Consider the following 14,332-nt stretch of genomic DNA (forward strand, 5'->3'; position numbering starts at 1 on the left):
GAGGGCCGCTACCCCGACTATGGGATAGCGGCCCTCGCAGAGTTTCTGGCATCTAGTCAGAGAATTGGCGGCGGTTTAGATGTCGAAATACAGCTCGAACTCGTGCGGGTGCGGGCGGAGCTGGATCGGGGCGATCTCGTTCGTGCGCTTGTAGTCGATCCACGTCTCGATCAGGTCCGGCGTGAAGACGCCGCCGGCCAGGAGGTACTCGTGGTCCGCCTCAAGGGCGTCGAGGACGGCCGGAAGCGAGGTCGGGACCTGCTGGACGTTGGCGTGCTCCTCGGGAGCCAGCTCGTAGAGGTCCTTGTCGATCGGCTCGGCCGGCTCGATCTTGTTCTTGACGCCGTCCAGGCCCGCCATCAGCAGCGCCGAGAACGCGAGGTACGGGTTCGAGGACGGGTCCGGGGCGCGGAACTCGACGCGCTTGGCCTTCGGGTTCGAGCCCGTGATCGGGATACGCATGGCCGCCGAGCGGTTGCGCTGGGAGTAGACCATGTTGACCGGGGCCTCGAAGCCGGGGACCAGGCGGTGGTAGGAGTTCACCGTCGGGTTGGTGAAGGCCAGCAGCGACGGGGCGTGCTTGAGGATGCCGCCGATGTAGTAGCGAGCCATGTCCGACAGGCCCGCGTAGCCCTGCTCGTCGTAGAACAGCGGGTTGCCGCCGGACCACAGGGACTGGTGGACGTGCATGCCCGAGCCGTTGTCACCGAAGATCGGCTTCGGCATGAAGGTCGCGGTCTTGCCGTTGCGCCAGGCGACGTTCTTCACGACGTACTTGAAGAGCATCAGGTCGTCGGCCGCGGCGAGCAGCGTGTTGAACTTGTAGTTGATCTCGGCCTGGCCGGCCGTGCCGACCTCGTGGTGCTGGCGCTCGACCTGGAGGCCGTTCTTGTCCAGCTCCAGGGAGATCTCGGCACGCAGGTCGGCGAAGTGGTCGACCGGCGGCGTGGGGAAGTAGCCGCCCTTGTAGCGGACCTTGTAGCCGCGGTTGTTCTCGACCGCACCGGTGTTCCAGGCGCCGGCCTCGGAGTCGATGTGGTAGAAGGACTCGTTCGCGGAGGTCTGGAAGCGCACGTTGTCGAATACGTAGAACTCCGCCTCGGGACCGAAGTACGCCGTGTCGGCGATGCCGGTCGACGCGAGGTACGCCTCCGCCTTCTTGGCCACGTTCCGCGGGTCACGGCTGTACTGCTCGCCCGTGATCGGGTCGTGGATGAAGAAGTTGATGTTGACCGTCTTGTCCTTGCGGAACGCGTCGATGCGCGCCGTCGACAGGTCCGCGCGGAGCGCCATGTCGGACTCGTGGATGGCCTGGAAGCCACGGATCGACGAGCCGTCGAAGGCCAGCTCCTCGTCCGGGTCGAACGCCGCGGCCGGGATCGTGAAGTGCTGCATCACTCCCGGCAGGTCGCAGAACCGGACGTCGACGAACTTGACGTCTTCGTCGGCGATGAACTTCTTCGCGTCGTCGGCGTTCTGGAACATCCAACTCCTCCTACTCCCACCCGGGAGGGGGCGGGGTTGTAGCTCTCCGTGCGGCCAGTGCGGTGGCACACGCTGGACCCGACCATAGGCAGACCGGATTTCTCAAGCATGACCCATTTGTTTCGCACAAGTTAACCGGACCGGCTCCGGAGGGGCCCGACCTCCAGGGTACGAAAGCGGTCGCAGTACCTTGTACGGGTGGACAACAGGCAAGCAATCGGATCGTGGCTCTCCGGGCCGGGCGAAGCAGCCAAGGAGATGGGTGCCGTCACCGGGTACCGGGGTGAGCGGCTCGGACTCCCGGAGCACGGGCCCGGGGCCGTCGCCCCGCTCGGCCGGCGCTTCGGCGCCCTCTTCTTCGACTGGACCCTGTGCATGCTCATCGCATACGGGCTGCTCACAGGTGGTGACGGGCAGGCCTCGGGCAACTGGGCGCTCGGCGTGCTGCTCGTACTGAGCGTGCTCACCGTCAGCACGGTCGGCTCCACTCCCGGCAAGCGCCTCTTCGGCCTGCGCGTCATCGCCGAGGACGGCGGCCGCCTCGGCGTCCTGCGGGTGCTCGTCCGCAGCGTGCTCCTGTGCCTCGCCATCCCGGCCCTGGTCTGGGACCGCGACGGCCGCGGCCTGCACGACCGCCTCGCCCGCGCCGTCCAGGTCAGGATCTGAACCCTGGTCGCGTACGAGAGCCGCGTACGAGAGCCGCGTACCTGAGCCGCGTACGAGAGAAGGGCGGTCCGGAACCTCTCGGTTCCGGACCGCCCTTCGACGTATGGACCACTCGGGTACTAGCGCGGTCGCTGACCCCGCATGCCGCGCCCGGGTACGGGCCCCTTCGGCAGCGGCATGTTCGACATCAGGTCGCCCATCGCGCGCAGTCGGTCGTTGGCCGACGTGACCTGGGGGCCGGTGAGGACGCGGGGCAGCTTGAGCATCGTGGTGCGCAGCTTCTTCAGCGGCACCTGACCCTCGTCGTTGCCGACGATCAGGTCGTGGACGGGTACGTCCACGACGATGCGCGCCATCTTGCGCTTCTCGGCGGCCAGCAGGCCCTTGAGCCGGTTCGGGTTGCCCTCGGCCACCAGCACGATGCCGGCCTTGCCGACGGCCCGGTGCACCACGTCCTGGTTGCGGTTCATCGCCACCGCGGGGGTCGTGGACCAGCCGCGCCCGACGTTCTGCAGAACCGAGGCCGCCGCGCCCGGCTGTCCTTCCATCTGCCCGAAGGCAGCCCGCTCGGCGCGGCGTCCGAAGACGATCGCCATCGCGAGGAAGGCCAGCAGGACGCCCAGAATGCCCAGGTAGACCGGGTGATCGATCAAGAAGCCGATCGCGAGGAAGACACCGAAGGTGACGATTCCCACACCCGCGAGAACGAGACCGATCTTGGAGTCGGCCCGCCGGGTCATCTTGTAGGTCAGGGCAATCTGCTTGAGTCGCCCGGGGTTCGCAGTGTCCGCGTTCTCTGCGCGTTCCTTCCTCGCCATGCTGGGAAGTTTACGTTGCCTCCGAAGCACGGGTGGCCACGCCCTCCAGCACGTGCTGAGCCTCGACCCGGTCCTTGGCCCTGCGCCGGTCTTCGAGCACCGACGTCCAGGCGTTGCGCCGCGCGGTGCGCTGTCCGCCGCGCATCAGGACGGACTCGACGGCCCGCAGCGCGTCCGTGACGGACGGGATCGCTGTGGCGCGGGTGACGGGCGGCATTCCTGCGTCGACGGGCGTCGCGGCCTGCATGGTGTGGGTCCCTCCTGGGGCGGTGGCGCGGCGGGCGAGGGGGGGGCACGTGCCGGAGTGCAGCTGTGCGTAAACCTAGGGTCACTGATTGGTGTTACCAGCGCATGACCGGCCGGTCAAACAGCTATGAACCCTTGACGCGTACGCCCAACAGGCCGAAAAACGTCGGCACGGCCCGTACGCGTCCCCCACCTGCGGGGGCGTACGGACCGTGCCGTCGGTGCCACTGGGGGCCCGTGGTCACCTGTGCCCGGACTCACACGCTCCGCTGTGCCGCAAGTTCGCCGCGCCGCTCCATCGCCTGGCCGAACAGCCGGCCCGCGCGGTACGAGGAACGGACCAGCGGTCCGGACATCACACCGGAGTAGCCGATCTCGTCGGCCTCCTCCTTCAGCTCCACGAACTCGTGCGGCTTCACCCAGCGCTCGACGGGGTGGTGGCGCGGGGAGGGGCGCAGGTACTGCGTGATCGTGATGAGCTCGCAACCCGCGTCGTACAGATCCTGGAGCGCCTGGCTGACCTCTTCGCGCTCCTCGCCCATGCCCAGGATGAGGTTCGACTTGGTCACCAGACCGGCCTCACGGGCGCGCGTGATGACTTCGAGGGAGCGCTCGTAGCGGAAGCCGGGGCGGATGCGCTTGAAGATGCGCGGCACCGTCTCGACGTTGTGCGCGAGCACCTCGGGGCGGGAGGAGAAGACCTCGGCCAGCTGCTCGGGTACGGCGTTGAAGTCCGGAATCAGCAGCTCGACCTTGGTACGCCCGTCCGCGCGGTCCGCGGTCATCGCGTGGATCTGGCGCACGGTCTCCGCGTACAGCCAGGCGCCACCGTCCTCCAGGTCGTCGCGGGCGACGCCGGTGATGGTGGCGTAGTTCAGGTCCATCGTGACCACGGACTCGCCCACGCGGCGCGGCTCGTCCACGTCGAGCGCGGCGGGCTTGCCCGTGTCGATCTGGCAGAAGTCGCAGCGCCGGGTGCACTGGTCTCCACCGATGAGGAAGGTGGCCTCGCGGTCTTCCCAGCATTCGTAGATGTTCGGACAGCCGGCTTCCTGGCACACCGTGTGCAGTCCTTCGCCCTTCACCAGGGCCTGCATCTTGGTGTACTCGGGGCCCATCTTCGCCCGGGTCTTGATCCACTCGGGCTTGCGCTCGATCGGGGTCTGACTGTTCCGGACCTCAAGGCGCAGCATCTTGCGTCCGTCGGGTGCGACTGCGGACACGACCGGCTCCCTACGACTTCGATTCTTCGGCGAACACCAGGGTACGCCCGATATTTGTGCGGCGATTACGTCTGGCCAACCCATGGCCAGAGGCCCGCATTCCCCAGCCCCTCAGGCCTGGGCAGCAGCGCGCTCCACCAGGCGGGGCGCCGGTTCGGCGTTCTCCAGTACGTCCCGCAGGTGCTTCTCCACGATGGGCAGCACCTCGTCGACGGTGACCTCCCGGCCGAGCTCGCCGGCGAGCGAGGCGACGCCCGCGTCCCGGATGCCGCACGGCACGATCCGGTCGAACCACGTGTTGTCCGGATTCACGTTCAGCGCGAAGCCGTGCATGGTGACGCCCTTGGCGACCCGGATGCCGATGGCGGCGAGTTTGCGGTCCTCGCGGCGCTGGCCGGCGTTGGACGGGGCGTACTCGGGACCGTTCATCCGCGGGTCGAACTCCTCGTCCTGAAGCCGCGGGTCGAAGTCCAGGGCGAGGCCGCCGAGCTGCGGGCGCCGCTCGACCGGGTCACCCAGCACCCAGACACCGCTGCGGCCCTCGACCCGGCTGGTGGCCACACCGAACTCCGCGCAGGTGAGGATCAGTGCGTCTTCCAGACGGCGTACGTGCGCCACGACATCGACGGGGCGCGGCAGCTTCATGATCGGGTAGCCGACGAGCTGGCCGGGGCCGTGCCAGGTGATCTTGCCGCCCCGGTCCACGTCCACTACCGGAGTGCCGTCCAGCGGGCGCTCGCTCTGCGCCGTACGCCGGCCCGCGGTGTAGACGGGCGGGTGCTCCAGGAGCAGGCAGGTGTCCGGGATCTCGTCCGCGAAACGAGCGGCATGCACCTCGCGCTGCCGCTGCCAGGCCGCCTGGTACTCGACGGCTTCCTCGCCGAAACCCAGCCGGACAAACCGCAGCTCACTCACGGCAACGCCTCCCTAGAACCGACACCCTGCACGTTTGCGCGCCATCCGCCACTGTACGGCCGCGCCGATCGCCCCCGCCCGGCAGGTTGTTTTCGTCAGCGTCCTCACAAATCCTCACACGATCGGATGAATACGGGTCGAAGATGCCGATACGGACGGCTCGTGCCGCTAAATTCGCGCCGTTCCATGAGGGCTGCTCCCGGAGCCCGGAAGGCAGGAGACCGCACAGCTGATGACGGATCGACCTCCGCAGCGCACCCCCAACCGCCAGCTCGCCGCGCTCATCGCGGAAGCGGGATTCTCCAACGCAGGCCTCGCCCGGAGAGTGGACCAGCTCGGCCTGGAGCACGGCCTCGATCTGCGGTACGACAAGACCTCCGTGACCCGGTGGCTGCGCGGCCAGCAGCCGCGCGGCACCACGCCCGCCCTGATCGCCGAGGTGTTCACCCGCCGGCTCGGGCGGCGCCTGACCGCCCAGGACCTCGGCCTCGACGCCTGCGCGCCCGTCTACGCGGGGCTGGAGTTCGCCGCCACCCCCGAGGAGGCCGTCGACATCGTGAGCGGGCTGTGGCGCAAGGACTCCGGCAGCCCCGCCGAACTGCGCAAGATCGCGTTCACCCCGGCCGGCCTCGTCGTCCCGAGCCGGGACTGGCTGATCGGGCGCGCCGACGACCGGGTGGCCCGCGGTGACCCGCAGCCGGCTGTCTTACGGGTCCCCGTCCAGGGCCGCGCCGCCCCGCACCGGCCGCGGCACACCGACCGCGGCCCCGGCCAGCGCGTCGGTATGGGCGACATCGCGGCGCTGCGCTCGGTCGCCGACCTGTTCCGGACGCTGGACCACGCCTACGGCGGCGGGCACGCCCGGCAGGCCCTGGTGCGCTACCTGGAGCACGAGGTGGAACCCATGCTGCGCGGGACCTACGGCGAGACCACGGGGCGCCGGCTGTTCGCGGCGGCCGCCGACCTGACCCGGCTGGCGGGCTGGACGTCGTACGACATCGCCGCGCACGGGCTCGCCCAGCGGTACTTCGTGCAGGCGCTGCGCCTCGCGCAGGCGGCGGGCGACCGGCCGTACGGCTCGTACGTGCTGGTCACCATGAGCCGGCAGGCGGTCTACCTGGGGCACGGACGCGAGGCGGTGCAGCTGGCGCGCGTCGCGCAGCAGGGCGTCGGCAGCGCGGCGCCCGCCGTCGTGCAGGCACTGCTGCACTCCGTGGAGGCGCGTGGGCACGCGGTGCTCGGGGAGGTCCGGGCGTGCACGGCCTCGCTGGTACGGGCCGAACGGGCGGCGGAGGCGGCGCGGCCCGGGGGCGACGTACCGCACTGGGCGCGGTTCTTCGACGAGGCGCAGCTGGCGGACGAGTTCGGGCACTGCCACCGGGACCTCCAGCAGTACCGAGCGGCCGCGCAGCACGCCGAGCGCTCCTTGCAGCTGCGGGCGCCGGGGTACGCGCGCAGCCGGCTGTTCTGCCGGGTCGTACTGGCGTCGGCACGTCTGGGGCTCGGCGAGCTGGACCAGGCGTGCGCGCTGGGCGCGGAGTCGGCGCAGCAGGCGGCGGAGATGCGGTCGGTGCGGGCGCTGGAGTACGTACGGGACTTCGAGAAGCGGCTGGAGCCGTACCGGGACGCGGCGCCGGTCCGGGGCTACCGGGACCGGGTGGCCGCGTTGGGGTGAGGGCGCTCACGCTGCTGCGCGCAGCTCCTCGGCCGCGTACCCCGGCTGGATGCCGAAGTCGCGGAGGATCTCCCGCGCGGCCCGGCGCCCCGAGTGCAGGGCGCCCTGCACCGTGCTCGTCTCCCGGTGGTCGCCGCACACGTAGAGACCGGCGAGTATCCGCACCGGGCGGCGCAGGTCGTGCGGCGCCGGCATGGCGGGCACGGCCTCCGGGTCGTGGTGCACCGCGAGCAGCTCCCAGTCGTCGGTGGGTACGCCGTAGAGCCTGGCGAGGTGGGCGCGTACCGGACGGTCGGGGCCGGCCGGGGGAGTGCCCAGCACCGTCGAGGAGATCAGCGCCCGCCCGCGCGGCGCCCGCGAGGCGTCCACCTCGCTGAGCACGGCCGTGTGCGACACGGGACCGCCACGGTCGGCGTCGAGCAGCAACGACGGGTCGGTGAGCGGGGCGGTGGGCGCGGTGTGGTGCAGGACGGTGACCGGGTGGAAGGACGGCACCCGCAGTCCGGGCAGCAGACCGGCGGCGGCGCGGGCGCCGGTGGCCAGCAGGAGGGCGCGGCAGCCGATTTCGCCGTGCTCCTCGGTGGTGACGGAGGTGGTCGACGCCGCGGTCACGGTGACGCCCGTACGCACCGTTCCGGGCGGCAGGGTCGCGGCCAGCCGCTCGGGCAGCGCCGACGCCCCGCCCGCGGGTACGCACAGCCGGCCGCGTGCGAAGCCGCGCAGGGCGAGGTCGGCGCACCGGCTGGAGGTGGACAGGCCGGGGTCGCAGAGCAGGGCGGAGAGCAGCGGGCGCAGAAAGCCGTCGACCGTACGGGAGGGCAGTCCGCGCCCGGACAGGGCGTCGGCGGCGCGCCGTTCGGGACGGGCTGCCAGGCGGTCCACCGGGGTGGCCGCGAACCGCCGGAGCGCCGCGCCGAGGCGGGCCTGGTCGAGTGCGCCGCTGAACGGGGGACGGGGGGCGCTCGCCCGGGCGCGTGCGGCACTGAGTGCGCCCCGCGCGCTCCCCGCCTCGCCCGCACGATAGCGCCGGCCCTCGCTGTGCACGAGTACGCCGGGCGAGAAGGTACGCAGGGCCAGCCCCGCGAGCCCCGGCGTGCGCCGCAGCTCCGGATAGGCGGTGCTGAGCACCTGGCCGGCGCGGTCGAGCCGGAACCCGTCGACCTCCTCGGTGGCCATCCGCCCGCCGACGTAAGGGGCCGCCTCCAGGACGGTGACTGTTACCCCGGCACTGGTCAGCTGATGGGCGGCGGAAAGCCCGGCCGCGCCGGCTCCCACGATGACGACGTCCGCGTGGTGTGCGCTGGTGAGCACGTGCCCCTCCCCGAGGTCGACGCGGCTGATGTGGGGGGCTCATGCCCTCAACAAGGCCGCTGAATGCACGAATCCGGGGTGCAGCGTAGAAGCGGGGCACGGCGCACCGCAGTCGCGCATCGACCGGGGCACGGGAGCACAACCGGAGCACAACCGAAGCGAACCGGTCACGAAAGAAAAGGGAAGCATCCAAAACCGATCGGAACGCCGTCTGGTGTCCGCCGCCCGCACCTCCCAGAACCAGCCCACGCCAGCGTGCGGAGAATTCCCCGCGTCGCATCTCGAGGTGCCGGGAGGGGACGTGTCGGGGCGCTCCCCGCAGGGTGTCGAACGCAAACACCCCGAACAACCCGACGTGCCCGAACGTTCGACACCCGAGGAGACGCCCCGGCACGGCACCGACCCCAACGCCCCGCCCCCGCGCCCCGGCGCCGGCACCGCGCCAAGAGCCCCGCGCCGCCTCAGCGCGCCTCAGCGCAGCGCCGCCCGTACGGCCTCCTCGACGCCGGGGAACGCGAAGGAGAAGCCGGACTCCTCCAGCCGCCGCGGCACCACCCGCTGGCTGCCCAGCACGTCCCCGGAGAACTCGCCCAGCGCGAGCCGCAACGCCGGCGCCGGAACGCTCAGCAGCGTCGGGCGCCCCAGCACGCGCCCCATCGCCTCCGTGACCTCCCGGTTGGTGACCGGCTGCGGCGCGGTGAGGTTCACCGGACCCGACAGCGACTCGGTGTCGATCAGATGCCGCAGTGCGGCGATGTGATCGTGCAGCGCGATAAAGCTCCAGTACTGGCGGCCGGATCCGATCCGCCCGCCGAGCCCCGCCTTGAAGAGGGGGAAGAGCTTCCCCCACGCCCCGCCCTCCCGCGCCACCACCAGACCGGTGCGGGCGAAGACGGTGCGTACGCCTGCCTCCTGCGCAGGAGCGGCCGCGTCCTCCCACTCCACGCAGACCGACGGCAGGAAGCCTTCGCCGGGCGGCGCGTCCTCATCGACCGAGCGTTCCCCGGTGTCGCCGTAGTAGCCGATCGCTGAGCCACTCACGAGAACGCCCGGCGGCGCGTCCAGGGAAGCGATGGTTTCGGCGATCGCGGCCGTTCCGAGGACCCTGCTGTCGCGGATCTCCTTCTTGTACGCGGGGGTCCACCGGTGGTCACCCACACCGGCACCCGCCAGATGGACGACGGCCTCACACCCGGCAAGCCCGTCGGCATCGACGTACTGCCGCTTGGGATCCCACCTCACCTCCTCCGCGTTCTTCGCGGGACGCCGTACCAAGCGCACCACTTCGTGTCCGTCCGTGCGCAGCGAGCGCACGAGCGCCGTACCGATGAGACCGGACGAACCGGTGACCGCAATCCGCATGCACCCATCCTGCCCCGGCCCCCCCATTCCCCGCCCCCCATTCCCCGCCCCCCACTCCCCACCCGGCCCACATCAGGGCCTGGCGGGGCTCGCGTGACACAGTGAAAGGCATGTCTGACACGCCCGTTTCCCTCGAGGTTTCCCCTCTCATACGCCCCGCCGCCGCAGCCGACGAGAAGGCTCTGGGCGACCTGGACCGGGCCACCTGGTCGCCGGTTCACTCGGTGCAGCCGATGCCCCGGCCGCCCCACCCGCCGTTCTTCGACGAGGGGCACCCGCCCGAGAACATCCTGGTGGCCGAACTGGGCGGGGCGGTCGTCGGATACCTCCGGATGGTCCCGCCCACCCCGCTCGCCAGCAACGCGCACGTCCTGCAGATCCAGGGCCTTGCCGTGGCGGCCCACGCGCGTGGGCAAGGCGTCGGGCGCGCCCTGCTGCGCGCCTCCCTGGATGAGGCACGGCGCCGGGGAGCGACCCGGATGACACTGCGCGTACTCGGCCACAACGCCCCCGCGCGGGCGCTCTACGCCGCCGAGGGGTTCGCGGTGGAGGGCGTGCTGCCTGGTGAGTTCCTGCTGCGCGGCGAGTACGTCGACGATGTGCTCATGGGGCGCGCCCTGGACCCGCGGGTCATAGTGGATTCGTAATGAGAGAGGCCAGGATGCATTCCACGTCAGCGACCCGGGCGACGAGCCGCGGGCCCCTCGCCGCATGAGCTCCAGCCGGGCCAGGGGCGCGGAAGAGGTTGCGGGACGGCTCGGCGGAACGGCTCCGCCGCGCTGGATCAGGGCTTTGCCCGCCCTGATCCTGGTGCTGCTGACCACCGCTCAGGTCGTCACCCCGGAAAACGTCCAGCTGGGCTTCTTCCTGGTCGCGCTCACTCCGACCGCGGCCCTGGCCTACGGACCAGTGTGGGTGGCGGTGCTCGGCGGGCTCACCCTGGTGGCGCTGTCCCTGCCGTACAGCCAGCAACGCGATTACGTCGAGGACTCGGACCTGGTCGCGGTGTTCGTCGTGGTGCTGCTGAGTGTGGCCATCGCGTGGGTGCGGGTGCGCCGGGACGAACAGCTGGTGACGGTCCGCACGGTGGCGGAGGCCGCGCAGTTCGCCGTACTGCCGCCGCTGCCCGCGTCCGTGGGACGGGTGCGCTGCGCCGGTCTGTACCGCTCGGCGCAGCGCGGGACGCTGGTCGGCGGTGACCTGTACGACGTGCGGGAGAGCAGCCACGGCGTACGGGCCCTGGTGGCCGACGTGCAGGGGCACGGGCTGGCCGCGGTCGCCACGGTCGCGGCGCTGCTGGGCGCCTTCCGCGAAGCCGTACTCGACGAGGCGGACCTGGCGCAGGTGGCGGCCCGGCTGGACCGGCGCCTGGTCGTCGACTCCGCCGGGGTGGAGCACGCGGAGCTGTTCGCGACCGCCGTGGTGCTGGAGTTCCCGGCCGATGACGACGTGGTACGGGTGGTCAGCTGCGGTCACCCGCCACCGCTGCTGCTGCGGGGCGGTGCGGCGCGCGAGGTCCAGGTGGACCCGGCGCCCCCGCTGGGCCTGGGCCTCACCGGTATGGCCCCGGCCGAAGTGGCCGTGGTACCGCTGGAGCACGGAGACCGGATCCTGGCCCACACCGACGGGGTGACGGAGGCGCGCGGCCCGGCCGGCGACTTCTATCCGCTGGCGCTTAGGCTGCCGGCGGTGGCCGCCGAAGTCCCCGCGGACGACCTGGGGGGCCTCACCGAGGCCGTACGCCGGGACCTGGTCGGCTTCGTCGGCAAGGCGGAGGACGTGCAGGACGACGTGGCCCTGCTCGCCCTCGCCCCCGGCCCGGCGTACCAAGAGCAGCCTGCACTCTGAGCCGGACGACGACCGGACGCCGACCGGACGCCAACCGGGGGACAGAACCTACCCGCCGAAGCGCTCCCAGAGCCGGGGGAAGCGGTCGGCCAGGGCGCCGTCGTCCTCGAAGTCGAACGGCGTGCCCTCCGGTTCCGGCGCTTGCGGAGCGACCCCGAGGCCGGGTGCGACCGCGCCGGTGAGCTGCTCGTACGCCTCGTCCGCGGCGTATCCCAGCTCCTCGCCGTCCCCGTCCACCTCCTCGTCGAAATCGTCGAGCAGGACGGCCAGCTGGTCCGGGTCGTGCAGCGCCCCCTCGAAGACCTCCCGCCCCTGGCCGATCAGCCAGCAGCGGAAGTAGTCGAAGGCGTCGTCGCTCGCACCGTCGAGCAGCACGGCCGCCGCGCCCCACAGATCCCAGCGGTACGCCCGGTTGTAGCGCGTCTCGAAGTGTCTGGCGAAGTCGAGCACGGAATCGGGGTCACGCTGGATCAGCTGCTCGACCAGCAGGTCGGCATGGTCCTCGGGGTCGCCCTCGGCGGCCACGCGGGTGCTGTCGATGATCTCCCAGAATTCCGTCTCGTCCATCACGGGACAAGCATCGGCCTTGGCACTGGCCCACGCACGCGGGGCGCACCGGATGCGGCTGTGTCGTTACCTGCGCCGAAAGCGCGAAGCCGCGGGACGGCGACGCCGAAAGCCCGACAGCAGGTGTCCGGATGGGGTGCCAGTGTGATCTGGACGGCATGGTCGCCGCCCGACGAGTTCCCGACGAGTTACGGAGCAGACATGGATGAGCAGGGCGTACCACGGAACGCGCTGAAAGACCGGATCGCACTGGTGGCCGGAGCCACCCGGGGCGCGGGCCGGGCGATCGCCGTACAACTGGGCGCGGCAGGAGCCACGGTGTACGTCACCGGCCGCACCACCCGTGAGCACACCAGCGAGGTCGGCCGCCCGGGAGAGACGATCGAGCAGACGGCAGAACTCGTCACGGCCGAGGGCGGCGAAGGCATCGCCGTACCCACCGATCACCTCGAAGCCGACCAGGTACGGGCGCTCGTGGAGCGCATCGACCGGGAGCGCGGCCGGCTGGACATCCTGGTCAACAACTGCTGGGGCGGCGAGCGGCTGGTCGAATTCGGCAAGAAGATGTGGGACACCGAACTCGCCACCGGGCTGCGCATGCTGGAGCTGAGCGTGAAGTCCCACGCCATCACCAGCAGCGTCGCGCTGCCGCTGCTGGTGAGGAACCGGGGCGGTCTGGTGGTGGAGGTGACGGACGGTACCGACGAGTACAACCGGACCCGCTTCCGGGAGAACTACTACTTCGACCTCGCCAAGAACGCGCCGATCCGGATGGCGTTCAACCTCGGCCACGACCTGGAGGACGTGGGCTGCACAGCGGTCAGCGTGACTCCGGGCTTCCTGCGCTCGGAGGAGATGCTGGACACGTTCGGCGTCACCGAGGAGAACTGGCGCGACGCCATCGCCCAGGTTCCGGACTTCGTGATCGCCGAGTCGCCGGTGTACGTCGGCCGGGCGGTCGCGGCCATCGCGGCGGACCCGGAGAGGGCACGCTGGAACAAGCGGTCGCTGTCCAGCGGCCAGCTCGCGAAGGAGTACGGCTTCACGGACGCGGACGGCAGCCGCCCCGATGCCTGGCCGTACATCATGGAGGTCTCCCTGGGCGGCAAGGACGCCCCGGCAAGTGACTACCGCTAACGACGATCCTGCTGCCCGCTGCCTACTGATACAGCCGTGCCGTACGGGCCGCCGCCTCCGCGAAACGCGCGCGGAGGTCCGGCGGCCGCAGGACCTCCAGCTCGGGCCCGAGCGACAGCAGCTGGCCGTAGGCGACATCCCAGGACTCGACCGGCAGCGTGATCGTGATACGCCCCAGCTCGTCCGGCGGCCCGGCCCCTGCCAGCGCCTCCGTGGCCGCCGCGCGGTCCACGGCGTACGGCAGTTGGCGTGCGCCGGACTCCGACAGCCGCACCTCCACCTCGGAGCGCAGGATCGAGCGGGCGAAATCCGCGGCCCGCTCCTCCCAGAACTCCGGCAGCAGAAAGCTTTCGTCCCGTACGAAGCGCTCCTCGGACACCGCCACGGCGGCGAAACGGTCGATCCGGTAGACCCGGAATTCCCCCTCCGCGCGGGCGCACAGATACCAGACGCCGGCCTTCAGCACGAGGCCGTAGGGGGCCAGTTCGCGCTCCACCTCGTGGTCCTGGCCGCGCCGGTAGCGGCCGGTCATCATCCGGTCGTCCCAGACGGCCTCGGCGATGACGGGCAGCAACGCGGGGGTCTTCGGCTCCTGGTACCAGCCGGGTGCGTCGAGATGGAAGCGCTGCGCCGCCGTGTCGGACGCGTCCCGCAGCGAGGGCAGCAGCGCCGCGGAGACCTTGAGGCGTGCGGCCGACGCGGCGTCGTCCAGGCCCATCTCGCGCAGCGCGCCCGGCAGTCCGGACAGGAACAGCGCCTCGGCCTCGCTGCGGGCCAGCCCGGTCAGCCGGGTGCGGTACCCCCCGATCAGCCGGTAGCCCCCAGCCCGGCCCCGGTCGGCGTACACCGGAACACCCGCTTCCGAAAGGGCCTGCGCGTCCCGCGTGATGGTCCGCTCGGAGACCTCCAGCTCACGCGCCAGCTCGGCGGCGGTCATGGAGGCGCGGGACTGGAGCAGAAGCACCATCTTGATGAGCCGGGCTGCGCGCATGCGGGCCATTGTGCCGGGTGGGGGCATGCCCTCACCCGCCGGAGACGCTGGGAAAACCAGCGCCTCCGGCGATTGAGGAGCGGGGGCC

14 protein-coding genes are annotated in these 14,332 nt (G+C 71.2%); 5 read left to right on the forward strand and 9 right to left on the reverse strand.

Going from position 1 to position 14,332, the window contains the following annotated elements; all coding sequences use genetic code 11:
- Positions 1–75: 75 nt before the first annotated feature.
- Positions 76–1,485 (reverse strand): type I glutamate--ammonia ligase, encoded by a 1,410-nt coding sequence (glnA, locus tag ACU6WZ_RS21950; RefSeq protein ID WP_447029846.1) that lies wholly within the window; start codon positions 1,483–1,485, stop codon positions 76–78.
- 198 nt (positions 1,486–1,683) lie between these two features.
- On the opposite strand from glnA, the gene ACU6WZ_RS21955 reads away from it, so the two are divergent.
- Entirely contained in the window at positions 1,684–2,151 is a 468-nt protein-coding gene (locus tag ACU6WZ_RS21955; RefSeq protein ID WP_447029848.1) for an RDD family protein, read from the forward strand.
- A 119-nt stretch (positions 2,152–2,270) separates the two neighbouring features.
- Here ACU6WZ_RS21955 and ACU6WZ_RS21960 read toward each other — a convergent pair whose 3' ends face one another.
- The 4 genes from ACU6WZ_RS21960 to lipB form a co-directional block, all read right to left on the reverse strand.
- Positions 2,271–2,969 carry a DUF4191 domain-containing protein gene (locus tag ACU6WZ_RS21960; RefSeq protein WP_447029850.1) on the reverse strand — a complete coding sequence of 233 codons (699 nt, stop codon included), beginning with the start codon at positions 2,967–2,969 and terminating at the stop codon, positions 2,271–2,273.
- A 10-nt stretch (positions 2,970–2,979) separates the two neighbouring features.
- Positions 2,980–3,216 carry an SCO2195 family GlnR-regulated protein gene (locus ACU6WZ_RS21965; RefSeq protein WP_447029851.1) on the reverse strand — a complete coding sequence of 79 codons (237 nt, stop codon included), beginning with the start codon at positions 3,214–3,216 and terminating at the stop codon, positions 2,980–2,982.
- Between the two features lie 256 nt (positions 3,217–3,472).
- Positions 3,473–4,438, reverse strand: coding sequence for a lipoyl synthase (gene lipA, locus ACU6WZ_RS21970; RefSeq protein WP_447029853.1), 966 nt, complete (start codon positions 4,436–4,438; stop codon positions 3,473–3,475).
- Positions 4,439–4,549: 111 nt separating this feature from the next.
- Complete coding sequence (lipB, locus tag ACU6WZ_RS21975; RefSeq protein ID WP_447029854.1) at positions 4,550–5,353, reverse strand: lipoyl(octanoyl) transferase LipB; 804 nt, start codon at positions 5,351–5,353, stop codon at positions 4,550–4,552.
- Positions 5,354–5,585: 232 nt separating this feature from the next.
- Here lipB and ACU6WZ_RS21980 point away from each other — a divergent pair, with 232 nt between their 5' ends.
- Positions 5,586–7,028 (forward strand): NsdA family TPR-like regulatory protein, encoded by a 1,443-nt coding sequence (locus ACU6WZ_RS21980; protein ID WP_447029855.1) that lies wholly within the window; start codon positions 5,586–5,588, stop codon positions 7,026–7,028.
- Between the two features lie 6 nt (positions 7,029–7,034).
- On the opposite strand, the gene ACU6WZ_RS21985 is transcribed toward ACU6WZ_RS21980, so the two are convergent.
- Entirely contained in the window at positions 7,035–8,339 is a 1,305-nt protein-coding gene (locus tag ACU6WZ_RS21985) for an NAD(P)/FAD-dependent oxidoreductase (RefSeq protein ID WP_447029856.1), read from the reverse strand.
- A gap of 471 nt (positions 8,340–8,810) precedes the next feature.
- Positions 8,811–9,701, reverse strand: coding sequence for a TIGR01777 family oxidoreductase (locus tag ACU6WZ_RS21990; protein ID WP_447029858.1), 891 nt, complete (start codon positions 9,699–9,701; stop codon positions 8,811–8,813).
- A gap of 110 nt (positions 9,702–9,811) precedes the next feature.
- Here ACU6WZ_RS21990 and ACU6WZ_RS21995 point away from each other — a divergent pair, with 110 nt between their 5' ends.
- Both ACU6WZ_RS21995 and ACU6WZ_RS22000 read left to right on the forward strand, forming a co-directional pair.
- On the forward strand, positions 9,812–10,348 hold the full coding sequence (locus tag ACU6WZ_RS21995; protein WP_447029859.1) for a GNAT family N-acetyltransferase: 537 nt from the start codon (positions 9,812–9,814) through the stop codon (positions 10,346–10,348).
- Positions 10,349–10,412: 64 nt separating this feature from the next.
- A complete protein-coding gene (locus tag ACU6WZ_RS22000) occupies positions 10,413–11,549 on the forward strand; it encodes a PP2C family protein-serine/threonine phosphatase (protein WP_447029860.1) in 1,137 nt (378 codons plus the stop codon).
- Between the two features lie 48 nt (positions 11,550–11,597).
- Here ACU6WZ_RS22000 and ACU6WZ_RS22005 read toward each other — a convergent pair whose 3' ends face one another.
- Positions 11,598–12,116: a DUF4240 domain-containing protein gene (locus ACU6WZ_RS22005; RefSeq protein ID WP_447034177.1), complete on the reverse strand. Its 519-nt coding sequence runs from the start codon at positions 12,114–12,116 to the stop codon at positions 11,598–11,600.
- 201 nt (positions 12,117–12,317) lie between these two features.
- Here ACU6WZ_RS22005 and ACU6WZ_RS22010 point away from each other — a divergent pair, with 201 nt between their 5' ends.
- Positions 12,318–13,253, forward strand: a complete 936-nt coding sequence (locus ACU6WZ_RS22010; RefSeq protein WP_447029861.1) for an SDR family oxidoreductase — start codon at positions 12,318–12,320, stop codon at positions 13,251–13,253.
- 22 nt (positions 13,254–13,275) lie between these two features.
- Here ACU6WZ_RS22010 and ACU6WZ_RS22015 read toward each other — a convergent pair whose 3' ends face one another.
- Entirely contained in the window at positions 13,276–14,244 is a 969-nt protein-coding gene (locus ACU6WZ_RS22015) for a helix-turn-helix transcriptional regulator (RefSeq protein WP_447029862.1), read from the reverse strand.
- Positions 14,245–14,332: the final 88 nt, after the last annotated feature.

It is taken from the genome of Streptomyces hypolithicus, assembly GCF_052934925.1.